This window comes from SAR324 cluster bacterium (assembly GCA_029245725.1).
GTDB lineage: Bacteria > SAR324 > SAR324 > SAR324 > NAC60-12 > JCVI-SCAAA005.
In genome coordinates, this window is record JAQWOT010000092.1 from 1 (window position 1) to 25,262 (window position 25,262).

Here is a 25,262-nt window from a genome sequence, read left to right on the forward strand (position 1 = left end):
ATCGTAAAACACTTTGCTACAGCAAATCAAAAACGATGTTGGAAGTTTCTTTGAAACTGCTCATCCATAAGCTAAACAACCCTTAAGCTCCAACGCCCATGGTATTGCTCCAACTCAGCAAGAAGTTTTTGGTCAAAACAATTTCTTTTTTAAATACTCACTGCCTCGGTGTTAGCCTCCACTAGCAAATCCAAGAGTCACACTTGCGTATCGGAGGATTTGTCTCTCAACGGGGATTTTATACGATTCAAACTATCTGGCAGCAGCACGTCGATACCCTCCAGATAATCGACTTACCTAGCCATCTGATGGAATTTAGCAGGGTTGCCGAGCGCATCACAGGTGCCTTAGCAAATCTTGGTCATTAGGCCTTCCTTAAAGTGGTCGACACACTTTGGAGTACAAGTATCCTTTTGCCCTGGCACTTTGTTGGTGAGCAGGGACATTAGTGATGTAGTTGGGATCCACCCTTGTCAGCTTCGGTAGTAAGAACTTCTACTATGCGTCGCCAGACACTAACTTATAAAAGAAAAAATTTGACAGGACAATCCTATCAAAGTATGAATCAGGCTTTTCATTAATCGTAACGTTACGAAAACTACTAAATTTTGGATTCAGAATGGCCAAGATTTGTCTAATCGGTGCTGGCAGTTCTGTTTTTTTCGCACCGACTTGTGGGAGATGTTCTGCTCACTCCCGGACTGCAAGACTCAGAAATCGCTTTACACGATATTGATTTGAGTCGTCTGAAGACTTCTGAGATTGTTACTCAAAGAATGGCTCGAACCTTGGGACTTAATATCTGGTAATTGCCACGACCGATCGGCGGAAGGCATTGCGTGATGCAGATTATGTGATTCTGATGATGCAGGTAGGAGGATATCAACCAAGCGCAGTGATTGACTTCGAGATTCCCAAAAAATATGGACTTCACCAAACCATCGCCGACACGCTAGGTGTGGGAGGGATCATGCGTGCGCTTCGGACTATTCCGTTGATTAAAGGAATTCTGGAGGACATTGAAGAAGTTTGTCCCACTGCCACAATGCTGAATTATGTCAACCCCATGGTGATGCTATGCATGGCGATCAATCGTCTAGCCCCTGAATTACAGATGGTTGGGCTGTGTCATAGTGTGCAGGGAACAGCGGAGGAACTAGCCAAAGACTTGGGATAAAACATCAAGGACATCAATTATTTCTGTGCGGGCATCAACCATATGTCCTTTTATCTTCGTTTCGAGAAGAAAACTGCAAAGGGAGTCGAAGATCTCTACCCACGGCTACGGGAAATTGAAGCGCAAGGACGTATGCCAGATGGAAACAGAGTTCGTTATGAGATGTTGCGTCGCTTAGGTTACTTTGTTACTGAATCGAGCGAACACTTTGCCGAATACACTCCCTGGTTTATCAAGCGAGATCGCCCAGACTTGATCGAACGCTTCAATGTACCTCTGGATGAATATATCCATCGCTGCGAAAATCAAATCACTGGTTGGGAAAAAACAAGGCTGGAAATGGAAGATGATTCGGCAGAAATGGAGGTTTGTCAGAGTCATGAATACGCAGCTGCAATAATCAATGCGCTGGAAAACTGAAAATCCACTGTGATCAATGGGAATGTCGCTAATCAAGGACTGATCAGCAACCTCCACCAGAAACTCTCAGTCGAAGTGCCTTGCTACATCGACAAGAACGGTATCCAGCCGATCAAAGTTGGAGAATTACCACCGCAACTAGCTGCATTGATGATGACTAATGTCAATGTTCAGCAATTGACAGTGGAGGCAGCCTTGACAGGGAAAAAGGACTACGTTTATCAAGCCGCCATGATGGACCCGCATACGGCTGCAGAGCTCTCACTGGATGAAATCTGGAATCTTGTGGATGACCTGTTGGAGGCTCATGGGGACATGATTCCTCCTCTGAATTGAAACGAAAGGTATTATGACAGGATTCGATTACAGCTTAATTTCTCCTCACGAGGTTTATTTCTTTGACCTCAACGGGTATATCGTTCTGAAAAATGCGTTGGGCACTGAAGAAGTGAAGGCGCTAAATCAATGCATTGATTCAATTCCTGAACAAGAACCCGGAACATTTTGCGGAAACGTACATTTCCACGACTACAAAGATGATGGGCAGTCTGGTCTGAATCTGCAGCAAATCTATGAAGCCGGAGAACCCTTTGAGAGGTTGATAGATCATCCTGCTTGGATTGAACACATGAAGTTGTTTGTAGGAGGACAAGGAACATTTGATCATGCCCATGGACCATTATTCATTGATGAGAATTTTGTAAATTTGCGGGGTAGCGGCAAAGCAATCGGGATGCATTCGGGTGGCTATCCATCGATCCTCAGAAATCAATATCGCTTTCATGGGGGGCGCTTCATGTGTGGTCAAGTGAACGCACTGATTGCTCTGACAAATATAGGCCCAGGTGATGGTGGAACTGTCCTTGTTCCTGGCAGCCACAAATCCAATTTTGAGCATCCAGATTTAAAGAAAGTGGCAATGCGTACCGAAGGTTTCGGTGATTTGATCGAAGGAGCGATCGAGATCCAGATGGCAGCAGGAGATGTGCTGGTTTTTGTAGATGGACTCTGTCATGGTTCAGCCAAGCGCAGCAACACAGGCATTCGACGAATTGCTGTTTATCGATACGGACCCTCCTGGGGGAATTTCCGACACCAGTACCGGCCCTCAAAGGAACTGTTGAAACGACTCACGCCAAAACGCCGGCAAATGGTAGCGCCCTATACAATGTGGGATTCTGAATTCAATCAGCCTGAAAAGACTCATGCCTGAAATACCCACCAAAGATGTTGGTCGTTCGCCTGACAGTGGATACTTGCCAAATCTAAATCCTGCAATCTCACCAACATCTTCCAACAAAACCTTTTCACTAACTCCTGCTGAACGGATACATCTCGATATCTACGGTTATGTTGTTTTAGATAAGGTACTTTCTGGGGCCGAGGTTGATGTTCTGGTGGAGACAATTCTTCAGTTTGAGCAGGATTATCAACGGGACAAAGTACCTCCCAAGTCTCATATGTTCTTTACCTCAACTACTTGGGATTTCTTCCGGATTGACAATCTCCCCCATCTTGCTTCATGTTTCCGCGACTATGTTACGAACCCAAAGATCGTAGGACTTGCTGAGGATGCAGTGGGTGGCAGCGTACGACTAGAGCAGTCAGATGCCCACATTCGCAGGCGAGACCTGAGTCTACCGATCTCAGAGAACTATGGGTGGCATCGAGGATTCGATCCCGCTTTCAGTTATCGTAGCAAGGGGTTGTTCCACTGCCCGTTTGTGAAATGCCTGACAAACCTGACTGATCTGGGTCCAGATGACGGAGGGACAACTGTGATCGCCGGCAGTCACAAGATGGTGGATATTTCGGAGAAATTGCTGATTGAAGCTGTCAAGGAAAGACCTGAGTTGCAACATCAAGTTGTCGCTCCAGCAGGTTCGACCTTACTTTTTTTCGAATCAACGATTCATGCAGGTGGGATCAATCAATCTGGGAAAGATCGCTTGCTGATTCTAGGTGGATACACACCGGATTTCTTTCAGCCTTGGTTTGATTATGAGCCTAATCCTGATTTTTTGGGGACCCTTTCCGCTGAGGAAAAGCCTTTTTACACTGGCAGCCGCAAGTACCATTGGTGCAAAATGAACAGAGATTTAACGAACCCCAAGGTTTAAACACTCATATGGAAAAGTAGCACATGCGAATCGCTTTTATTGGTGCAGGCAGCGTAGGCTTCACTCAGAAATTAGTTCGGGACATTCTTACTGTTTCAGAACTACAAGAGACGGAATTCTCACTTCAGGATATCTCAAAAGACAATCTTGAGATGGTGAAAAAACTGCTCGAAAAGGATATTTCTGCTAATGGATTATCAGCAAAGGTCTTGTCCACTACAGATCGAGCAGAGGCACTAGCTGGGGCAAAGTATGTCATCAACTGCTCTAGAATCGGTGGCTTGGAAGCCTTCCGACATGATATTGAAATCCCGTTGAAATATGGAGTGGATCAGTGTGTTGGAGACACAGTTTGTGCCGGTGGAATCCTTTACGGACAGCGAAGCATCCCTGCAATTCTTGATTTTTGTGAGGACATTCGCAGCTATGCTGAGACCGACGCCCTCTTCCTAAATTACGCCAACCCAATGGCGATGAACACTTGGGCCGCCTTAGATTATGGGAAGGTCAACACGATTGGCCTCTGTCATGGAGTGCAAGGAGGGGCAAAGCTCATCTCAGAGGTACTTGGTGCAGAAGATCCAAATGACTTGGAATATGTCTGCAGCGGGATCAACCATATGACCTGGTATATCCAACTCAAACTTCGCGGTCGTAGCATTGAAAGAGCAGAACTACTTGAGGCGTTCCGCAAACATCCAAAGTACTCAAACCAAGAAAAAGTAAGAATTGATGTTCTCGAGCGATTCGGAGTGTTTTCGACGGAAAGCAATGGACATCTAAGCGAGTATCTTCCCTGGTATCGAAAACGACCTGAAGAAATCAATTCATGGATTGACTTATCAGACTGGATTCATGGGGAAACTGGAGGTTACTTAAGGGTTTGTACAGAACGTCGAAACTGGTTTGAAGATGATTTTCCAAGATGGTTGGACCAAGCAGGATTGCCCTTGGAACAATACGAGCGTTCAACAGAACACTGCAGTTACATTATCGAGGCTCAAGAAACTGGTAGAGTTTATAGGGGACACTTCAACACCAAAAACAATGGTGTGATCAAAAATTTACCGGATGAATGCATCATTGAATCGACCGGATTCGTGGACCTCTTCGGTATGCACATGGCTTCAGGGATTGAATTGCCGATGGGTTGTGCCTCTGCCTGCAGAACTTCGATTGACGTCCAGCGAATGTCAGTTGAAGCTGCAATGAAGGGCGATGTGGAGTTACTCAAGCTGGCTGTGCTGCACGATCCCCTGGTTGGGGCTGTTTGTTCACCAGAAGAAGTTTGGGCTATGGTTGATGAAATGTTGATCGCTCAAGCTCAATGGCTACCTCAATACGAGGAGGCGATTGAACCGGCCCGACAAAGACTCTCAAAGAACACTGTCAAAACCCGAACCTGGGCGGGAGCAGCCCGCAAAAAGGTTCGTAATGTTGCTGAACTGAAAGAGGATGTCCACGCCAGCCTGATGGTCGAGGACGACGCATTTCAGCCCTAAGGCAGCCGCCAGTGCGACTGCTGAATCCCGCTTGGCAGGAAGCTGTCAAGTATTTTGACCCCCAATGGGGTCCTTCTCACCGTAACTACGGAGGAAAGTTATGACTTATCCTGAGTTCGAGTTCAACGAGGAGAAAATTCTTTCTCTTTGCGATTCTGCTGAAAAAAAGTCAGAGCCGCTCAGCGTCTTAAACAAAATTGGTAATCACGCCAAAAAAATTGCTCTCACCACCGCACTTGGACTCTCAGTAGCAGGTGCTTCAACAGCCTTAGCTGATCGTATTCCAGCTGAGAAAAGCATGGCTACTCTCAAGTGGGATCTCGTAGGTCAGAGTGACTTATGGGAGTACAAGGCTCTCCCCAGCTATAGTGAAGCTCCATTTCTCTCTGAGATGGTAAAAAGTGGCCAACTCCCTCCTGTAAAAAACAGGCTTCCCAAGGAACCACTTGTCATGAAAACTGGTGCAATGATTGATGGAACCGGTGAGTATGGTGGTGTTTTCAGGCATGTAATTGGTGGTCGCCCAGAAGGCTGGAACTGGCTAGCTGGTCAGCATCAGGGCTGGGGTGGCATCAACATTACTTTACAAGAGTGCCTTGTCCGCCAAGGACCACTGTGGCAGGTAAAGCCAGAAGAGCAGAATGGACCTCTACCTAATCTAGCAAAAAGCTGGAGTTGGAATGAAGACAAGACCTCTCTGACCATGAACCTTGTCGAAGGTGTCAAGTGGTCTGATGGAGATGCCTTTGATGCTGAAGATCTACGCTTCTGGTGGGAAGATAACGTTCAGGATGAAAAAGTCACATCTAGAATGCCAAAGGATGGAATGGGGGTGGGCACCACCATGAGTGTGGTAGATCCCTATACGATCCAATTTGACTTCAAGGAGCCTCAAGGCCCAGCCCGGGTTAGTGCGTTGGCTTATATTCAGGGATGCCCTGGACCCTCACACATCCTGAAAGATCATCATCCTCGTTATAATGCGCAAAAATCCTATGAGAATTACAAGAATGCCCAACCAGCAGATGACCTAAAGAACATTGTTTCTCTAGGGATGTTTGTGGCAGTAGTGCATGCCCCCGACCAGATCGTGATCATGCGGCGCAATCCCTACTACTGGAAGGTGGATGAGAAAGGAAATCAGCTTCCCTACATGAATGAGATGCACTTCAAACTATCAACTTGGTCTGACCGGACGACACAAGCTGTTGCGGGAACAGGTGACTTCTCAAACATGGAGAATCCAGGCAACTATGTTGAAGCGTTGAAGCAGTCCCAAAGCGCTGACGCCCCAACTAAAGCTCAATTTGGCCCTCGCGTACTAGGTTGGAACCTAGAATTCAACTATTCCATGGATGTAGGGGTTCAAAATGATGTAGACCGTGAGTTACGCGGCTTCTTCAGAGATGTTAGATTTCGTGAAGCTATTAGTCATGCGATTGATCGTGGTGCTGTCGGACAATCCATTGCACGGGGCCCGTTCACCCATCCTTGGGCTGGTGCCTTTACCTCTGGTTCGCCTTGGTACGATGTAGATAGCATCAACTACCGAGCCTACAATAAAGCTGGAGCCATGCAGATTCTCGACAGCCTAGGCATCAAGGATACTGACGGAGATGGTATTCGTAATCTTCCCAAAACTGGGATGAATGCTGAAATTGATCTGGCTTACGATACTGGGGAACCCACAGACAAAAAACAGGTTGATGCTGTTACGTCAATGTTGGGTGAGGTGGGAATACGCATAATTCCAAAGCCATATGATGATCTAAATTCAGTCATGCAGTCAGGCAATTTCAACATGGTTGAGCGGAGAAACCATTGGGTAGTCCCAACAAGAGAAACCTGCAGATTCTTGCCTATTTCCACAGGTTGCCCATTAACTCATCCATCCAGTGCTGACGGCTCAAGAGAATTGATGCCTTTTGAATTGGATATGGTTGACGCTGTTAACGCTATTCAACAATCTTGGGATGCGGATGCAATTGCTGTAAACGCCCGCAAGATTCAGCAGCTTTGGACAGACAACGTCTACACTGTTGGTCTCGTTCAAGCTCCAGCAGCTTTGTTGGTGAACAAACGGGTTAAAAATGCTCACCCTGGTGTACCTGTCTTCATGTTCGAATGGGCGGAAGATTCACTTATTCGTGAAAGACTCTGGGTACAAAAAGACCAGCAACTATCTGAGCTGATGCCTGGGGTCATTCCTACCTACAAGCGATAAGCTTACTTCCTACCGTGTTGATTGAAAATTTGGGGTTCGTTCCAAGAGCCCCATCCACCCTTTTCTTCTACGACTAAAACCCATGGGCTTGTTGATTTTTTTAGTTAAAAGAATACTCGCCAGTATACCTTTACTGATCGGCATTTCTTTTGTGTCTTTTCTTATTATTTTTGCTGTACCAGGTGATTACGTAGATGTCTGGCTAAATCAGACAGTAGCCAGGACTGGGCAATCAAGAGTTGAATTGGAGCCAATAGCAGCAGCTTTGAGGGCTCAATATGGGTTTGATCAACCTTTTATAATTCAATATTGGACATGGATTAAAGGAGTTATTACAGAATTTAATTTTGGTCCATCTTTCAGTCAATCAAGACCCGTTTCAGAAGTAATTGGTATGCGGTTTCCCCGAACAATTGGCCTCGCACTTATCACATTAATTTGTGGTCAGTTGATTGGAGCAATATTGGGGGTCTATGCTGCCCTCAACCAGTACAAAATTGGTGATACACTAGCGACAATTTTTGCTTTTACTGGAATCGTTATTCCTAAGTTTGTTGTTGCTCTAGTGATTCTTTACTTGCTCGCCTTCGTTTGGCACTCTCCATATATCGGTGCAATCCAATCTCCCCAGTTCATGCTTCAAGACCACTGGGATTGGCCTCGCTTGTTGGATTTTCTGAAACATGTCTGGCCAATCCTCTTCATCTCAATTTGGGCTGGCCAAGGATATATTTTGCGGATGATGAGAGGAAATTTGTTGGACGTAATGAAGATGCAGTACATTGAAACTGCTCGTGCTAAGGGTCTCAGCAAGAGGAGGATTTTGATCATGCATGCGATTCCAAATGCCCTTCACCCCATCATCATGAACCAGGGAGCCCGTTTTGACTATATGGTCAAAGGCGAATTAGAAATTGCGATAGTTCTGGGCATTCCCACTTTGGGACCACTGATTCTCAGTTCTGTTTATAGCAAAGATATGTATGTTGTCTCAGCGATTTTCATGCTGGTAGCTGTGTTATTGATAGTTGGTAATCTCGTCGCTGATCTATTACTCGCTTTGTTAGACCCGAGAGTCCGTCATGCCACAATGGAGTCTGCCTCGTGAGTGCAACTAGCCTTGAAACGCAAGCTCCCAAGGTTTCATTAACCTATTGGGAATTGGTTAAACGCCGATTCCTACGTAACCGCTACGGGGTCTTCGGAACCATCATTGTTATGGCGGTTGTCATCATTGGAATATTAGCCCCATTCTTCTCTCCATACACTCCGATCCGGACTGATAGAGATCGACAGTATTTTCCTCCACAGTCCCTTCATTTTTTTGACGAAGAAGGGAGTTTTCATCTTCGCCCATTTGTTTACGGGTTGGGTGAAGAGATGGACCCGGTCACCTACGAGTTCACCTTTGCTCCAGATCCTGAGCAGAAATTTCCAATTCAATTTTTCGTTCAAGGAGAGCCTTGGAATTTCCTGGGTCTCGAACTCACCACACGCTTATTCGGAGTAAGCGAAACTGATGGTCAATACTTATACCTTTTTGGGACCGACAACCTGGGCCGAGATGTTTTCAGTCGAATGCTGATTGGCACTAGGATCACACTCTTGATGGCCTTCTTGGTTGTTGCAATTGCAGCATTGATCGGTGTCATAGTTGGTGTTTGTTCAGGATATTTCGCTGGCACCTTTGATTTGGTGACTCAACGATTTGTCGAATTTATGGGAGCATTTCCAGATTTACCACTCTACTTGGCACTTCTGGCACTTTTACCAAGGAGGGCTGAAGCGGTGCTCGTGTTCATCATGTTTGCAGGAATTTTAGTACTTCTTCGATGGGCGCAGTTCAGTAGAGAGATTCGGGGTATGGTGATTTCGATTCGGGGTTTAGATTACGTCCGCGCTGCCGAAGCAGTTGGTGCATCTCGTCCAAGAATCCTTTTTCGACATATTGTTCCAAACACCACTTCCCAAATCGTTGTCTGGGTCACTTATCAATTACCAGATATAATCCTCTTGGAGAGCTTCTTGTCCTTCCTGGGAGTGGGTGTGCAACCTCCAATGGTTTCTTGGGGTAGCATGCTAAACCAAATTCTAGACTTTCAATCTTTCAACGCAGCTCCCTGGATGATGGCTCCTGTCGGTGGAATCATTCTGACTGTCCTTGCCTTCAACGCAATGGGAGACGGGTTGAGAGATGCTGTTGACCCCTACTCTGACAAGTGAGCCAGCTATCCATGTCAATAAACTCAGATCAAATTTTATTGAAGGCAAAGGATATTGAAGTTGGCTTCCCCATCATTGAAGGCTTTGTTCAAGCAGTCAGAGGAGCCAGTTTTGATATCATTCAAGGTAAAACACTAGCACTCGTTGGAGAGAGTGGTTCTGGCAAATCGGTTACTGCCAGGGCTTTGATGGGGATGCTTTCAGAGCGTGCTGTTGTAGGGAAGAAAACTTCCGTCGAATTCGCAGGCCAACAACTGATTGGTTTGCCAGAGGAGCAATTACAAAAAATCAGAGGTAGCGCAATCTCGATGATTTTTCAGGAACCAATGACCAGCCTGAATCCACTCTATACTGTTGGGAGCCAAGTCATTGAAAGCATCCAAGCCCATAGAAAAATGCCTAAGAAGGAAGCTCGGGCAGAGGCTTTGCGACTGCTTCAAGAAGTGCAAATCCCAAAACCTGAAGTGAGGCTTGACCAATATCCTCATCAGCTCTCTGGAGGTCAGCGCCAAAGAGTGATGATTGCTTTGGCAATTGCCAATGAACCAAAGTTGTTGATCGCAGATGAACCAACAACAGCACTTGATGTGACGATTCAAGCCCAGATTTTAAGGCTAATTAAGGATCTACAGGTCAAGTATGGCATGTCTGTACTGCTAATCACTCACGATCTCAACGTAGTTCGTAAGACGAGTGAGCAGATCTGTGTGATGCGAAACGGAGAGATTGTAGAGAGAGGCTTAACTGAGAAAGTTTTTACCAATCCTCAGCATCCCTATACTCAGCATTTGATACGTAGTGAACCAAAGGGTTCACCACCCCCTCTTCAAGGTGACCCACCCTCCAGTCTCAAGGGCGATCAAATTCGAGTAGTTTTCAAAATAAGACACGGGAGTTTTTTCAACAGAAAAACCGAGGACTTGGTCGCTGTCAACAATGTTGATATTAGAGTCCGAGAAGGCGAATCTGTAGGAGTAGTAGGTGAATCAGGATCTGGTAAAACAACTCTTGGCTTGGCGTTGATTCGGTTGATCAGTTCTCAGGGGGGAGAGATTCGTTTTGGTGAGCGCAGGGTTGATAATGTTGAAAGAAAAGATCTGAGGGACCTAAGAACTTCGGTCCAAGTCGTTTTTCAAGATCCCTTTTCATCCTTGAATCCTCGCATGATTGTTCGGCAGATTATTGCTGAGGGATTGGTGGTCAACAATATCGGCAATAGTGATGCGGATCGTGATGAAATGGTTCGTGTTGCTCTAAAAGATGTGCAGATGAATCCGGATGTCATGGATCGGTTCCCCCATGAATTTTCAGGAGGCCAACGCCAGCGAATCGCTATAGCCCGAGCGATGGTGATGAAACCAAAATTCGTGCTCCTAGATGAACCCACATCGGCTTTGGATCTTTCTATACAGGCGCAAATCATAGACCTTCTCAAGGATCTTCGTGACAAACACAAACTTTCCTATTTGTTCATCAGCCATGATTTAAAGGTCATCAAGGCTCTTTGCCACAATGTCCTTGTCATGCAGCATGGGAACGTTGTTGAAGCTGGCCCCACACAGGATGTCTTGGTTAATCCTCAAAAAGAATATACCAAGGCCTTGGTAAATGCTGCTTTTGAAGTTGTTTCTGACCAACCCCAGAGTACTTCGCAGAACTTCAACTGAAGCGGATTCATTCCAAAACCTCATAATTAACAGGATTTAAAATGGTGAAACTATGTTTGATTGGTGCAGGAAGTACCGAGTTCACAAAGAAAATTGTCACTGATTTATTGTTGATGCCAGAATTCAAAAATATGGAACTGGCTCTGATGGACATTGACAGTGAAAGATTGCGTGTCTCAGACCTGATTGTCCAAGCTGTAGCTCGTCAAATTGGGGCAAATCCTAAGATCACAATGCACACCGATCGACGAGAAGCCCTTCGCGGATCCCACTTTGTTCAGACGTCAATCCAGGTGGGTGGCTATGATCCTGCGACAAAGATTGATTTTGAGATTCCCAAAAAATATGGCCTGCGTCAGACGATAGCTGACACTTTGGGGGTGGGTGGAATCATGCGCGGACTCAGAACCATTCCTGTACTCGTAGATATTGGAAGCGATATCATGGAAATCTGCCCAGATGCGATCTGGTTACAGTATGTCAACCCAATGTGCATGAACATGATGGCTATCACGAGACTCGTTCCAGAAGTGAAGACCGTGGGATTATGCCACTCCGTCCAAGGAACTGCAGAAATGCTTGCAGACGACCTTGGTGAGAAGGTGGAAGACATTGTGTTCCAATGCGCAGGTATCAATCACATGGCCTTTTATCTAAAGTTTGGTAAACGCCTCGCTGATGGGACCACCGAAGATCTATATCCAAGGTTACGTGAACTCGCTCAAAAGATTGCTTCCGGAGAAGATCAGTTCTCCAGCAGAGCCAGAAAACCACGTCCAGAAGGTCATCGAATGTCTCACCTGACTGAACGGGTGCGCTATGAGATGCTGAACCGAATGGGTTACTTTGTTACTGAATCCAGTGAACACTTTGCTGAGTATGTCCCCTGGTTCATCAAGCGAGATCGGCCAGATCTTCTGGAGCAATACCAGGTTCCTCTGGATGAATACGTTGACCGCTGCGAATACTCTTTGAAACGTTGGGGCGATTACGCAAACACCCTGCAGGAGGAGAGCAAGCTGGACACCTATCGATCCAATGAATACGCCGGAGAGATCATCCGTGCTGTGGTGACGGGGGATGCCGTTGTGATCAATGGGAATGTGCCCAACAACGGTTTGATTGACAATCTTCCAGCAGAGGCTTGTGTCGAGGTACCCTGTTTGATTGATCGCTCTGGCATTTCACCAACTAAGATTGGTAAGCTTCCACCTCAACTAGCCGCAATGATGCAGACGAACATCAACGTTCAAGAACTCACTGTGGAGGCAATTGCTACCGGCAAGAAAGAGAGTGTCTACCATGCAGCAATGATGGACCCTCACACCGCAGCAGAACTATCTCTTGATGACATCTGGATGCTAACAGATGATATGTTGGAAGCCCATGGTAACATGATTCCTGAGTTACATTAAGAAAGCTTCATGATTTCGCTAATGCAGAATTTTTCTGAAAACAGGCTTAGAACATTCAAAGAATTCAAATCATGACGCACCCAAAGTGCTTTTATGAATGATAATTCATCAAGTTCTGAGAAAAAGATCGTCGTTCTGGGTGGCGGTACGGCAGGGTGGCTCAGTGCGTTTCTGTTGCAGGACTTTTGTAGACAGCACGAACTATCTGCGAAAGTAACTGTCATTGAATCCTCCAAGATTCCTATGATCGGGGTAGGGGAAGGAACTACGGCTATCTTTAAAACCTTTCTTGATTCGTTTGGTTTAGAAGAAGCCGAGTTTCTGAGGGAGACAAGAGGTACCATCAAATATGGAATACGCCACAAAGACTGGCGGAAGCTGGGCCACCACTACGACGGTCCAATCGACGATCCTCACTTTCTCATTCCCCCAGCCGGTGAAGATGGATTTGAATACCTGAACAGCTATTGCGTTGCTGCGGGACGTTCTGTTTCAGAAGCCCATCTGTTCCAGATCCTGCTCTCTAAGGGACTTGCTCCAGTAAAAGCGCAAAAAGACCAGCTTGTTCCAAACCATCCTTTTCTTCACGCATACCATATTGACAATGCCTTGGTTGGCATATATCTCCGCAAAAAATCGAAAGGAATTCGGATTGTTGATGGACTCGTTGAGGAAGCTATCAGGGATAAAGACAACGGTCATATCAGATCACTCAAGCTGGATGATGGGGAACTGATTGAAGGAGACTTATTTATTGATTGCTCTGGATTTCGGAGAATCTTGATCGACAAAACACTTGGCAATGAGTGGGTTGATTACTCAGCTGAATTGCCAGTCAATCGTGCAATGCCCTTCTTTCTGGATCAAGACACCTCAAAAGAAATTCCCGCCTACACGCTAGCTTGGGCTCAAAAATCTGGCTGGATGTGGCAAATTCCCACGCAAGATCGTTTAGGCTGTGGATATGTGTATTGTGATGAATATTGTAGCCCCGAGGAAGCTCAAGAAGAGATTGAATCTGTGCTCGGTCATTCGATTGAACCAAGACAGGATCTACGCTTTCAGGTCGGTCGGATGAAGGATAGTTGGCGTAATAACTGTGTGGCAGTAGGTCTTTCAGCAGGCTTTCTCGAACCTCTGGAAGCCACCTCAATTCACAGTACTCTCGTACAGCTAATCCTTTTTGCCAAAGAATACTTAGCAGCCACTCTAAATGAAGATTACAGCGGCAGAGAAGATTTCAATCAGCGAATTGCTCATCAGTTTGATGATTTCAAAACATTTTTGAACATCCACTATCGTTCTGAAAGAAGAGACACTCCTTTTTGGGAATTTGTTCATCAAGAATGCTTGGGGCAGGAATCTATTGACCGCTTGGAACAATGGCAGAAGAGTCTGCCCAAGCGCCAACATTTTCAGGGGTTTCTTTCAGGACTTCCTCACGTCGAAACTGAGTTGTACTTCCCGGTTTTGGATGGACTGGGCCTGCTTTCTCAGGGGGCTGCACGTCAGGAAATGTCAAACAGGAATCTAAAGCGCAAGGCACAGGAAGAATTGAAGCAGCTTCATAGCAAATATCTAGAAATGGCCCAGGGAAGCTTGGGACACCGGGAGTATCTTTCGAAGGTAAGTGCTTAAATCACTTACAGTCGGTAATTTAGGGCAAAAATTAAAGAATCCTAAACTTCACAGGTAGATTTATGAACCTCACGATTCTAGAGAACTGTACCCTTGTTGACGCCAATTCTCATGAACCAAGGCCTGACACTTCCATTTTGATTGAGGGGAATCGAATCAAGGAAGTCAGTGATCAACCAATCCAAATGGGCGATGCACAGCAGATTGATTTGAAGGGCAAAACCCTGATGCCCGGATTGATCGATGCCCATTGCCACGTGATCCTCAGTGACCTGAATATCCGCAATGTAGACAGTATCCCGCAAACTTTGGTGACCGCGATGGCTGGCAAGTTGATGGGAGAGATGCTCGACCGAGGATTCACAACTGTGAGAGATGCAGCTGGCGCCGATTGGGGGATTCAGGCCGCACAGGAACAAGGCTTGATTCGTGGTCCACGTATTTGGATTGCAGGTCGAGCTCTAAGTCAAACTGGTGGACATGGGGATTTCCGTCGGAGAACCCAAGCATCCCTACACCCAAATGTTGTTGGATGCGATCCCTGACCTAAAATTCAGTGGACGTCCAAGAACACCAGTTGCGGGCGAAGTGCCAAGTCCAATCACTCCTCCACCAGGTTGCTCCTTTCACCCAAGATGTCCGTACGCAACAGCGCGTTGCAAAACTGAGCTGCCTTTACCAATCACTAGCCAGTCTGGTCAGGTGGCTTGCCATGCTGTTGAGGAGCAAAGACTTTAAAAACCAACTTACTTTGCCAATGCTTCAATCCGTTCTGGGAGAATAAAATGGTTAAGCAAACGCTCTATTCTGGTGGTCTGATCTATGATGGACTTCATCAGGTACTTGAAGGTCAGGCAGTACTCGTGGAAAACGTGCGTATTAAAGAAGTCAGCCCGGTTGGGGATTTTCAAGGCTTTGCTGGGGACCGAGTTGACTTCTCTGGAGGCACCCTCTTGCCAGGGTTAATCGATTGCCATGTGCACTTAATCTATGGCGGGGAGGGTGATCCAAAGTCCAAGGTCGGTGGATCAAAGTCTGGAGATTTAGTGATGAGAGCCTTGGATCGGGCTCAAGAATCACTACGCTCAGGGGTCACGTCCTTAAGAGATCTGGGAGGTAAAGACTTCTTGGAATTTGCTGTGCGAGATGCTTGCAACTCAGGTCGCCAAATGGGACCAACTATTCTTGCTGCTGGCCAAATGATCTGTATGACTGGCGGGCACGGAAATGCTTTCGGTCGTGTGGCGGATGGTCCTCATGAAGTCATCAAGGCAATTCGTGAGCAGGTCCATGCAGGATCAGATGTGATCAAAATCATGGCAACCGGAGGGGTGATGACTCCAGGCGTCAATCCTGAAGATGCTCATTACAGTCTTGAGGAACTAACCGTGGGTATTCATGAAGGTCATCGCTTCAATAAAACCTGTGCGAGTCATGCCCAAGGGTCTGAGGGAGTACTCAATGCAGTAAGAGCAGGAATTGACTCAATTGAACACGGTATTTTTCTCACAGATGAATGTGTTGAAGAAATGCTGGCAGCCGGTACCTACTTGGTGCCAACCCTTTCTGCCTTGCTGAATATCGTGGAGAATAAAGATCGTGGAGTGCCAGCTTTTGCCGTTGAGAAATCTCTCCGTATCAAGGATCGCCATCAGGATTCAATCAAGATGTTTTACAGAGCTGGTGGAAAAATTGCGATGGGGACTGATGCAGGAACTCCCTATAATCTACACGGCGCCAACGCAGGAGAATTACGCTTCATGACAGACATTGGCATCAGCAACCTCGATGCTTTGAAATTCTCAACATCCAATGCGGCAGATCTGCTGACGCTCAACGAAAGAGGGCGTATTCAAAAGAACTGCTTTGCAGACTTCCTTATCGTTGATGGCAATCCACTGGAAAATATCCTTCAAGTGAGTGATCGAAAAAACCACCGACTGGTTGTTAAAAATGGGAAAGCCGTCGTCTGAAATCTAATCCCCCAAAGGAAAACAATGAATTCCATTGAAATGCTAAAAACTTTAGTCGGTTTCCCCACAGTTTCGAGAGACAGCAACTTACCTCTAATCGACTTTGTTGATGAGTGGTTGGGCAAATACGGTGTCACCGCTGTTCGAGTCCCGAATGATGAGGGGACCAAGGCTAATCTTTACGCTACCATTGGACCTGCTGTCGAAGGTGGGGTAATTCTTTCTGGGCATACGGACGTAGTTCCAATTGATGGTCAACCTTGGAACACAGATCCTTTTGAACTGACTCAGAAGCAAAACAAGCTTTACGGACGAGGAACCTGTGACATGAAAGGCTTCAGCGCTATTGCTCTCTCGTTAGTGCCAGAGATGAAATCATTACGGAAGCCGATCCATCTGGCTCTTTCCTATGACGAAGAGATTGGCTGTTTGGGCTCTCCACGCCTGATCGATCAAATCAAGGAACAAATACCCAAGCCGGAGGCTGTGATTGTTGGAGAGCCTTCAATGATGGAAGCCGTTACAGCTCACAAGGGAATTGGTGCTTTCCGGACTGTTGTCACTGGTTACGAAGCGCACTCCAGCCAAACACATCGTGGGGTCAGTGCTGTGATGAACGCAGCTAAATTGATCAACTGGCTTTCAGAGAGAGAGGCCTGCTTCAGAGATGCGACTCCAACCAACAATGGCTTTTTACCACACCACACGACTGTTCATTCTGGTGTTGTTCATGGAGGGACTGCATTAAACATTATTTCACGTCAGTGCGAATTTCTCTGGGATGTACGTGTTATTCCTGGGGAAAACGCAATCAGTGTCTTTGAAGAGTTTCAAGCATTTTGCCAGGAAGTCATTCTACCAAAGATGCAAGCGGTTCATCAGGATGCTGATATACAAACCACGATCTTGGCCGATACCCCTCCACTTCAGGAGGTAGCAGACAGCCTCGCCCTGAAACTTGCTCAAGATTTGGCAGGAAACATTGTTCGCTCCCGAGTGGCTTATGCCGCAGAAGCGGGCCAATTTCAGGAAGCAGGATTTTCCACCGTCATTTGTGGCCCTGGATCCATTGACCAGGCTCATCAACCAAATGAGTTCATCTCTATTGATCAGATGGAGCAGGGAGAGCAATTCTTGAGGAAATTGATCCAGCGTCTGTCCTAACTACTCAGGCTAATAGAGCAAGAACAATTCTGAGCAAATTGCTCGTCAATTCTAGAGAGCATGATTCGATCACGCACTAATCTAAAGACAGTTGCCAAAACTCTGGGGCTTTCTGTAACGACGGTCTCCAGGGCACTCAAAAATGGACCAGAGGTTCGCCCAGAAACCATCAAGCGAGTGAAATCAGCTGCAGAAAAATTAGGGTATGTCCCCAACCAGGGAGGGTTGATTCTAAGAACTGGGCGCAGCTACACCATCGCTTTGATTTTATCCCCAGAACCACAGAGTGCCTTCCCAGCAATGGGTTTCATGTTCTATTGCCAAGGGATACTCCGCTCGCTTCAGGATAGCCCATACACCCTGACGATTCAGCCAAGACTTGAAGAAGAAGATCTGCTTAAGCCAATCAAGCGCATTGTCGAGGGCAAATTAGCTGACGGTGTGATCATTGGTCAAACGCGGAATGATGATTCACGCGTTCGCTACCTACAGCAACAAGAATTTCCGTTTGTCACTTTCGGCCGAACAAAACTTTCTGAGCCTCATGCTTTCTATGATGTCCGACATGAATGGATTACGGAAGATTCTGTTCACAGACTATCCAAGCTTGGTCACCAAAGAATTGGAATGATCAATCCTCCAGAAGAATTGAATTATTCTGGACATCGACTTGATGGCTTTCTAAGAGGATTAGAGTGTTGTGGATTGTGCTTCCAAGAGGAAATGCAGGTTAGTACTGCTTTATCTTTCGAGGCTGGTAGAAAAGTTCTGCAGCAATTCATAGAACTTCCCAATCCTCCAACCGCGATTGTTTCTCCTGGTGTATCAACTACCCTGGGGATTCTAACCGAAATGAATTCAGCAAATCTTATCTTAGGGAAAGATCTAGATTTGATCGCGTTCGAAGGAACAAATTACTTGGAATTCAACACTCCACGAATCAATGCCTATCACTCTTCCTTGGAGGTGGCTGGTCAACAGTTGTGTAAATTATTACTTAGTAGAATAGAGGGTGAGTCTGCTGAAAAATTGCAAATCCTCCAAGAACCAGAGTTTCTGCATCGGCAAGAAAATTAAGGTGGGAAGAACAATCGAGAAGGTTTTTACTAGTGGCAAAATACTGAACGAGATCTCCGCGCAACCAAAAATGTAATTTTGATTGCGAGAAGTTTTTATTCAGGAGATCGTCCCTCGGATGGCAGAATAGACTTCACCCAAACCGAGCATCCCATTGACGCTTCGTAGGATGCCCTGTTCGCCGTAGTAGTCAATGAGAGGAGCTGTTTGAGCATGGTAGGTATTCAGACGCTCACGAATTGTATCTTCATTGTCATCTGGACGCTGAATTAGATCTTCTCCAGTGACATCGTCTTTGCCCTCAATCTGTGGGGGATTAAACTTGATATGATAGCTCCGACCGCTTGGCTTGTGAATCCGACGACCTGTCACTCGCTCGACCAGCAGCTCATCATCAACTTCCAGTTGAATAACGAAATCAATATTTTGCCCTGCCTCCTTTAGCATTTCATCCAATTTCTCTGCCTGGGTCACGTTTCTTGGAAACCCATCTAGCAAGTACCCACCAGCACAATCTTCCTGCTGAATTCTCTCTTCGATAATGGACACAACAATTTCATCTGAAACAAGCTTGCCCGCGTCCATTGCAGCCTTTGCTCGATTGCCAACCTCAGAGCCTGCAGCAACGGCTGCACGAAGCATGTCCCCTGTCGATAGTTGCACCATCCCGTAGTCTTGCATTAGATTTTGTGCTTGGGTTCCCTTGCCTGAGCCGGGTGGCCCCAAAAGAATCATTCTCATTTCATCTCCTTTCAGTTTTCTGCAATCAATTTAGTTGTGATAGAGGTTGATGCAGGTATTGCCTCCCTCCTTCATGGTAGCGAGCCACACCTTGGCCATTGCCGTACAATTTGTATTTGTATATTACGAGACCATCTAATCCCACAGGGCCACGCGCGTGAGTTTTACAAGTACTAACCCCTACTTCTGCACCAAAGCCATATCGAAAACCATCAGCAAACCTTGTCGAGGCATTCCAAAAAACATTAGCTGCGTCCACTTGATCCATAAATTTTTCTGCAATCGGCCGATCCTCTGCAATGATCGTATCCGTGTGGCCGGAACCATATTGGTTGATGTGTCCAATCGCTTCATCAAGGGAGGAGACCAGACGGACTGATAAAATCAAATCTGTGTATTCTTTTGCCCAGTCCTGTTCTGATGCGTGAACCAATCTATCTAAGTTACTACTGAACTTTTTCATAATTGCTGAACAGACCCGTAGTTCGACCCCAGCTTCCAGAAGACTAGAAAGGACCTGACTTATTTCACTTTCTGAAATTTGCTCATGAATCAATAACGTCTCCATGGCATTACAGACTGCTGGGTATTCTGTCTTGGCATCAATAATAATTTCCATTGCTTTGCTTAAGCTTGCAGAACGATCCCAGTAAACGTGACAAATACCATCCGCATGGGCAAGCACTGGAACTCTTGAATGTTGTTGGATTTGCTGCACAAGAGCGTTACTACCTCTTGGGATGATCAGATCAAGGCAATCATTCTGCTGTACAATCTCGCTGACAGCTTCACGGCTTTGAAGTAAATTCACAGTCCCAGCTGGCAGATCAGTAAACTCACCCAGAACCTGATCGAGAATCCTGAACAAACAAGCATTCGATTCAGAAGCTTCCTTACCACCTTTAAGAATGACAGCGTTTCCAGATTTTAGAGTCAATGCTGAGATCTGTACTACCACCTCAGGACGTGACTCAAAAATAACCAGCAGAACTCCTATGGGACAAGATACTTGGTGCAAATCCAGCCCTTCATCCAACCTAGTCGCCAATTGAACTTGGCCCACTGGATCAGGAAGAGCAGCAACACTCTCAAAATTTTTTGCCATCTGCTCAATTTTCCCAGCATTCAGTTTGAGACGTTGGATAGAGCTGTCGCTCAGTTCTCCATGACTTCTCACTCTATCCGCAGACTCCAAGTCTTTTTTATTGGCTGATAGAATAGGCTCAGTATTTTCCCGAATCTTTTTAGCGAATGCCAAAAGTACTTCGTTTTTTCGTTCAGTTGAAAGATTAGCTAGTTGCCTTGATGCACTTCTAGCCTGTTCCGCCAGCTGTCTTAGAGTTATTGTCATTTGGGTTTGCAAAATACTTTGTTTCGATCTCTTGATTTCGGTAGAATGAATTTTTTATAGTCGTGATTCGTTTTACAGAGATCCCCCTGTAATTACAAGAAACGCTTCATACAAGAACATTATGCGGATAGCCTTTTCACTTATAAATGATCTAACGATTTTGGCCGGCTTTATCTGCAGCTTGGGGACTTTGAATGGATGCTTGCATACTCAATTAGCGCTGCAGGATCCTGCATATGCTGAATGGGAAGCTTTACTAATCGATCCAAGCAACGAGTTGGGATATGTCCGTTTGGCATCACACTATCAATCAACCGGGCAACTTCTTGAAGCAGAACAAGTTTATGAAGCAGGTTTAAAAAACATCCCTACCTCCGAGCGACTAGCCTCCTCGTTGGGGCGTCTATACTTGAGTTCAGGACAAAACACAGTTGCATTAGAGTATTACAGTGAGGATCGACTTGAATCCTGTAATTGTGCTAGCCTCTACTTGGATCGAGCCCAGCTCCAAGCCCAAGCTGGTGAAAATCAAGCTGCACTAAGTGACCTTTCAAAAGCACTTCAACTGAATCCTGGACTTCCAGAAGCCTGGTTCTGGAAAGGGATGCTCCATAGTCGCCAAAACCAGACAACCGAAGCACTAGCTGCTTTCAAGACAGCAGCGAACTTTAACACCCAACAAGCTGCAGTCTGGCAGCAAATCGCAATTCTACAGAAACAAGCCGGTGAACAACATTCCGCAATCGAAGCCATCAAAAAGGCGCTCAGGCTAGAGCCTGAAGATTATAATCTCCTCCAAATGCATGCCTCCCTTTTGGAGGAATTGCTTGATCAAGGTGATCAGAGTGTGATGAAAGATCTCAGTCAGACTCTTCTGGTGATGAATGACCGTTTCCCGAAAGATTCCTGGACTCTTGCGCATCTTGGCACAGTGATCTGGCAAAGTGGAAATGAAGATGAAGGTCGCCGACTCCTCCAATCAGCATTAGCCCTCAGATCCGATTACACATGGGCTCAACTACGCCTTGCTCAACTTTATCTTGTTTCTAAACGCTGGGAAGACGCGAGCTTTTGGCTTCAGGAAGGCTTGAGAACCAATCCTGAAAATCGTTGGGCTTTACAGCAACTAGCCGAATGCTACGAACGATTAAATCGCTCAAGAGAGGCCATTGAATTGATGGAATCATGGATGCAGAAGCCTGAGAGGACATCACTCGCACTGCACCAAACTCTGGGGATGCTCTACCTGAATGAATTAGAATTTGAGTCTTACGAAAAGCATCAATTGAAAGGTCTCGAACGATATCCAAATAATTCGGAGATCTATCAAGAACTCGCAACATTTTATCAAGGAACTCAAAGACTTCTAGAAGCACACAAGCTCCTATTGAGACTTCTCTCTAAACAACCTGAGAATGAAAGTTTGATTCTTCAGGTTGTCTCGCTTGAACAAAAGATGGGGCTCAACAAACAGGCTAAGCAGAGAATTCTTGACACTCTTGAAAGTAATGTCCCAACCGAAAAAATGTGGCAATTCTGGATTGAATTACAGTTGGCTCAGGATGCTTCAAAAGATGTTTCAGCTGATTTGATTGAAATGTTAGGCCAGTTCCCCGAATCAGAATGGGCAGGAGTCAAGTTGGCTGAAATTTTCCTTCACGATGAAAAATATGCAGCAGCAGAAAAAATCATTGAGAAAGCCATGGAGGAATCACCTGAATCTGCTTCGCTCAAGATTCTTTTGGGTCGATTGTTGGAAATTCAAGGTAAATGGACCGAAGCACTTACAGCATTTAGTTCCATAGAAAAAGATGTTGGAGGAGTTCCGCTACTGAACCATCAAGCTCTTGCTTACCGAAAATTAGGCAAACCTCATATTTCGTTGAAGTTAGTCGAATATTCTTTACTCAACCACGACTGGGATCTTTGGACCTGGTATCAATTTTTACTTTTACAGCCTCCAATAGAATTGGAGCTGTGGCTTGGACCTCAGAAGGACGCAAGTCTCCAAACACTTGAATCAACGATGTCTCTGCAATTCGGCCGGGCTCGGCAACAACTTACAAATGCTTCATTACCTCCTATTCAAAAGGAAATTTTGCGCAGGCTTGCTCATCAAATGCGTACAGGGCAGACTCTGCCAAGTCAGGAAATTGAACTCAAAGAAATTTTCACTCAACCAATCTGGGTTCGCTTTCAACTGGCAATGGAAGCAGAATCTACTGGTAGCCTAATACGTAGCGAGACAATATATCGAAGCATATTGAAGGAAGTCCCTGACCATCCTTGGATACACGCCCGATTGGGCAATGTTTATGCTGATCTCGATCAACTCGAGCGAAGTCAACAGTATCATGCTCGTTTTTTGAAGATTTATCCGAATGCTGTTTGGGGGAACTTTCGATTAGCAGTCTTAAAAACCCTTCAACATGAGGAACCAGAAGCGATTCGTCTTTACCAACAAGTATTGATTCTCCAACCTGATCATGCCGCAAGTTTAAATAACCTAGCTTGGACGTTCTTGACCAGTGGAGATCCTAAACTTCGAAATACCTCAGAAGCATTGAGCATGGCTCAAAAAGCTGTGAGACTTCAGGCATCTGTAGATCATTTAGATACTCTAGCTGAAGCCTACTTCCAGTCTGGCCAACCCATTGAAGCGATTCAGACCATTCGGCGAGCTATCTTAATCACTCCCCTTGATTCAGATCGTTACCCTTATCTCCTAAAGCAATTCAATCGTTTCCGCCAAGGCGACACTGACACAGCTCCACCCAGCTTAAGCTCTGCCTCTTGAACCTGTATCCTTAGGTTATGCAGCTACTTAAACAATCAATGTACCGACAGCAATTCAGATCTAGGCGAGGAATGGCATTATTGTTGACGTTGGTCATTCTAATGCTCCTCTCAATTTTCATGGTTGAGTTTTCATTTCAAACAACACTGGAAACTCGAGGAATTAGGAATTTTCAAGCATCATTTCAAGCAAGAAATGCTGTAAAATCAATGCTAAAGGCTGTTCTCGAAGGCCTGCAAACAAGAGATGAAATAACTTTCTTTCGTCAGGATCTCCAATTTCTCCAAGAATTGAACACATTGGCTGGAGTTGAAAACGCTTCTATTTTGAATCCTCCACCACCAACACAACTCCCTCAGGGAGTTCTTGAAGACTTCGAGGATATCGTTTTCTACAGCCCTGTCATTCGACCGATTGATCACCTGTTCAACCTGAATCGATTACTAAGAGAAGGAACTCCTGTACCGGGTAATGACTACGATCTTCGGCTCAGTACACAATTTTTCCAGATGGTCAGCAACTTTCCAATTACTACTGTCGACGGCGTGCCGGTAGAAGCAGGGGTCCCATCCTACCTTGCTGAAAATCAAGTCATGCAGATCTACGGAAATATATTTGATTGGCTAGACGCAAAGGATGGAGAGACGCCTTACACAACCCCTTACTTGGGGAGTATTGGTGCTGAACAACTCAGCTATCTAGACTACGGCCAAGAAACAATCGTGAAGAATCGTGGCTTGGATCATCTCGATGAACTTCGGCTTATCATGGGTTTTAGAGAAAGCGGAATTCCTTGGGAAAGTTGGGAGCGCTATTTCACAACATACCCCGTGGGCAAACCACCCGAAGCGGGAAGCCCAGCAGGAGAATCCCGTTTGAATGTAAATTTAGCCACTGAGGAAGAGATTATTGAATTTCTGAACCGATTCGATCAGGATCGGATTCCTTCTGAACTTTTTGAGTCAAACATCCAGGAATATGTGATCAATGCGGCAAATATCGCCTCGGTCCTCAAGCAGCAAGAGGAAACCACTGGCCCACTAAACATGATGGTTGATGCTGAATATCGTCAAGCTGGCTCAATTCAATCAGCTCTGGATGCCGATCCAACAACCAATTATCTTCCACGCCAAGCGGAGCAAAAGTTCTTTGTTCGATTCAGCCAATGGTACCAAATTCGATTGAAAGCAGAAATGGACGGTGTGCTTGCATCTGTGGAAGCAATTGTCCAAATCCAAAGGGATGATAAAGGAGAGCCCATTAAAGATGGAATGTTCATTCATCACTTTTCGTTGAACTAAAATGCCACTTGGCAAGCCATTGCTTGAATTTGTCGAGTTGCCATCCACAAATAGCTATCTGCTTGGCAACATTTCACTTTGTTCACAGCATGGCTTAACCGTTTGGGCCCATAAACAAACGAGTGGGAGAGGACGAGCGGGGAGGACTTTTATAAGCCCCTCAAACCATGTTTTGACTTTTTCAGTAGTTATTCACTCAACAGATCCTGAAGATAGACTTCATCTTTGGGCCCTTTGGAGTGGGTTGGCATTGTTTAGAAGCTTGTCTGGAAAAGGGTTACCGAATCTACGTCTGAAGTGGCCCAATGATTTGTTAGTTGGACGTCGAAAGCTAGCTGGAATTTTAGTTGAGCGAGGACCTTGGCATCAGGTAGGACTTAATAGTCTGATTATTGGTATTGGTTTGAATGTGAATGGCTATTCTTCTGACTTTCCCAACGAACTCAAAGATAAAGTGACTACTTTACATGTG

General features: G+C 45.7%; 19 protein-coding genes and 2 pseudogenes. 19 read left to right on the plus strand and 2 right to left on the minus strand.

Annotated features, from left to right (window positions below; translation table 11 throughout):
* The first annotated feature begins 203 nt into the window (after window positions 1-203).
* The 16 genes and pseudogenes from P8O70_04050 (at window position 204) to P8O70_04125 (ending at window position 18,600) form a co-directional block, all read left to right on the plus strand.
* Complete coding sequence (locus tag P8O70_04050; protein MDG2196055.1) at window positions 204-368, plus strand: hypothetical protein; 165 nt, start codon at window positions 204-206, stop codon at window positions 366-368.
* 251 nt (window positions 369-619) lie between these two features.
* Window positions 620-1,933, plus strand: a pseudogene (locus P8O70_04055) (alpha-glucosidase/alpha-galactosidase).
* Between the two features lie 13 nt (window positions 1,934-1,946).
* Window positions 1,947-2,810: a phytanoyl-CoA dioxygenase family protein gene (locus tag P8O70_04060; GenBank protein ID MDG2196056.1), complete on the plus strand. Its 864-nt coding sequence runs from the start codon at window positions 1,947-1,949 to the stop codon at window positions 2,808-2,810.
* The gene (locus tag P8O70_04065; GenBank protein MDG2196057.1) at window positions 2,803-3,717 is read left to right on the plus strand and encodes a phytanoyl-CoA dioxygenase family protein; all 915 of its coding nucleotides are present in this window, start codon (window positions 2,803-2,805) and stop codon (window positions 3,715-3,717) included. The genes P8O70_04060 and P8O70_04065 overlap by 8 nt, the downstream gene beginning before the upstream one ends.
* Window positions 3,718-3,740: 23 nt before the next feature.
* Window positions 3,741-5,219 (plus strand): alpha-glucosidase/alpha-galactosidase, encoded by a 1,479-nt coding sequence (locus P8O70_04070; protein ID MDG2196058.1) that lies wholly within the window; start codon window positions 3,741-3,743, stop codon window positions 5,217-5,219.
* Window positions 5,220-5,319: 100 nt separating this feature from the next.
* Window positions 5,320-7,443, plus strand: coding sequence for an ABC transporter substrate-binding protein (locus tag P8O70_04075; GenBank protein ID MDG2196059.1), 2,124 nt, complete (start codon window positions 5,320-5,322; stop codon window positions 7,441-7,443).
* 82 nt (window positions 7,444-7,525) lie between these two features.
* Complete coding sequence (locus P8O70_04080; GenBank protein MDG2196060.1) at window positions 7,526-8,551, plus strand: ABC transporter permease; 1,026 nt, start codon at window positions 7,526-7,528, stop codon at window positions 8,549-8,551.
* Window positions 8,548-9,666 carry an ABC transporter permease gene (locus tag P8O70_04085; GenBank protein MDG2196061.1) on the plus strand — a complete coding sequence of 373 codons (1,119 nt, stop codon included), beginning with the start codon at window positions 8,548-8,550 and terminating at the stop codon, window positions 9,664-9,666. Before P8O70_04080 ends, P8O70_04085 begins: the two co-directional genes overlap by 4 nt.
* Before the next feature lie 11 nt (window positions 9,667-9,677).
* Entirely contained in the window at window positions 9,678-11,333 is a 1,656-nt protein-coding gene (locus P8O70_04090; GenBank protein MDG2196062.1) for an ABC transporter ATP-binding protein, read from the plus strand.
* A 41-nt stretch (window positions 11,334-11,374) separates the two neighbouring features.
* On the plus strand, window positions 11,375-12,748 hold the full coding sequence (locus P8O70_04095) for an alpha-glucosidase/alpha-galactosidase (protein MDG2196063.1): 1,374 nt from the start codon (window positions 11,375-11,377) through the stop codon (window positions 12,746-12,748).
* Between the two features lie 93 nt (window positions 12,749-12,841).
* Window positions 12,842-14,386 carry a tryptophan 7-halogenase gene (locus tag P8O70_04100; protein MDG2196064.1) on the plus strand — a complete coding sequence of 515 codons (1,545 nt, stop codon included), beginning with the start codon at window positions 12,842-12,844 and terminating at the stop codon, window positions 14,384-14,386.
* Window positions 14,387-14,613: 227 nt separating this feature from the next.
* Window positions 14,614-14,931 (plus strand): amidohydrolase family protein, encoded by a 318-nt coding sequence (locus P8O70_04105; GenBank protein ID MDG2196065.1) that lies wholly within the window; start codon window positions 14,614-14,616, stop codon window positions 14,929-14,931.
* Window positions 14,885-15,124, plus strand: a pseudogene (locus P8O70_04110) (ABC transporter ATP-binding protein). The gene P8O70_04105 and the pseudogene P8O70_04110 overlap by 47 nt, the downstream one beginning before the upstream one ends.
* A 47-nt stretch (window positions 15,125-15,171) precedes the next feature.
* Window positions 15,172-16,359 carry an amidohydrolase family protein gene (locus tag P8O70_04115; GenBank protein ID MDG2196066.1) on the plus strand — a complete coding sequence of 396 codons (1,188 nt, stop codon included), beginning with the start codon at window positions 15,172-15,174 and terminating at the stop codon, window positions 16,357-16,359.
* Window positions 16,360-16,383: 24 nt separating this feature from the next.
* A complete protein-coding gene (gene argE, locus P8O70_04120; protein MDG2196067.1) occupies window positions 16,384-17,523 on the plus strand; it encodes an acetylornithine deacetylase in 1,140 nt (379 codons plus the stop codon).
* 60 nt (window positions 17,524-17,583) lie between these two features.
* A complete protein-coding gene (locus P8O70_04125; GenBank protein ID MDG2196068.1) occupies window positions 17,584-18,600 on the plus strand; it encodes a LacI family transcriptional regulator in 1,017 nt (338 codons plus the stop codon).
* A gap of 99 nt (window positions 18,601-18,699) precedes the next feature.
* Here P8O70_04125 and adk read toward each other — a convergent pair whose 3' ends face one another.
* Together adk and P8O70_04135 are read right to left on the minus strand one after the other, a co-directional pair.
* Window positions 18,700-19,341: an adenylate kinase gene (gene adk / locus P8O70_04130; GenBank protein ID MDG2196069.1), complete on the minus strand. Its 642-nt coding sequence runs from the start codon at window positions 19,339-19,341 to the stop codon at window positions 18,700-18,702.
* Window positions 19,342-19,366: 25 nt separating this feature from the next.
* Window positions 19,367-20,692, minus strand: coding sequence for a glutamate-5-semialdehyde dehydrogenase (locus P8O70_04135; protein MDG2196070.1), 1,326 nt, complete (start codon window positions 20,690-20,692; stop codon window positions 19,367-19,369).
* 121 nt (window positions 20,693-20,813) lie between these two features.
* On the opposite strand from P8O70_04135, the gene P8O70_04140 reads away from it, so the two are divergent.
* The 3 genes from P8O70_04140 to P8O70_04150 form a co-directional block, all read left to right on the plus strand.
* Window positions 20,814-23,489: a tetratricopeptide repeat protein gene (locus P8O70_04140; protein MDG2196071.1), complete on the plus strand. Its 2,676-nt coding sequence runs from the start codon at window positions 20,814-20,816 to the stop codon at window positions 23,487-23,489.
* 71 nt (window positions 23,490-23,560) lie between these two features.
* Window positions 23,561-24,790 (plus strand): type II secretion system protein GspK, encoded by a 1,230-nt coding sequence (locus P8O70_04145; GenBank protein ID MDG2196072.1) that lies wholly within the window; start codon window positions 23,561-23,563, stop codon window positions 24,788-24,790.
* Between the two features lies 1 nt (window position 24,791).
* Window positions 24,792-25,262: biotin--[acetyl-CoA-carboxylase] ligase (locus P8O70_04150; GenBank protein ID MDG2196073.1), on the plus strand; the 471-nt coding region annotated here is incomplete at its 3' end.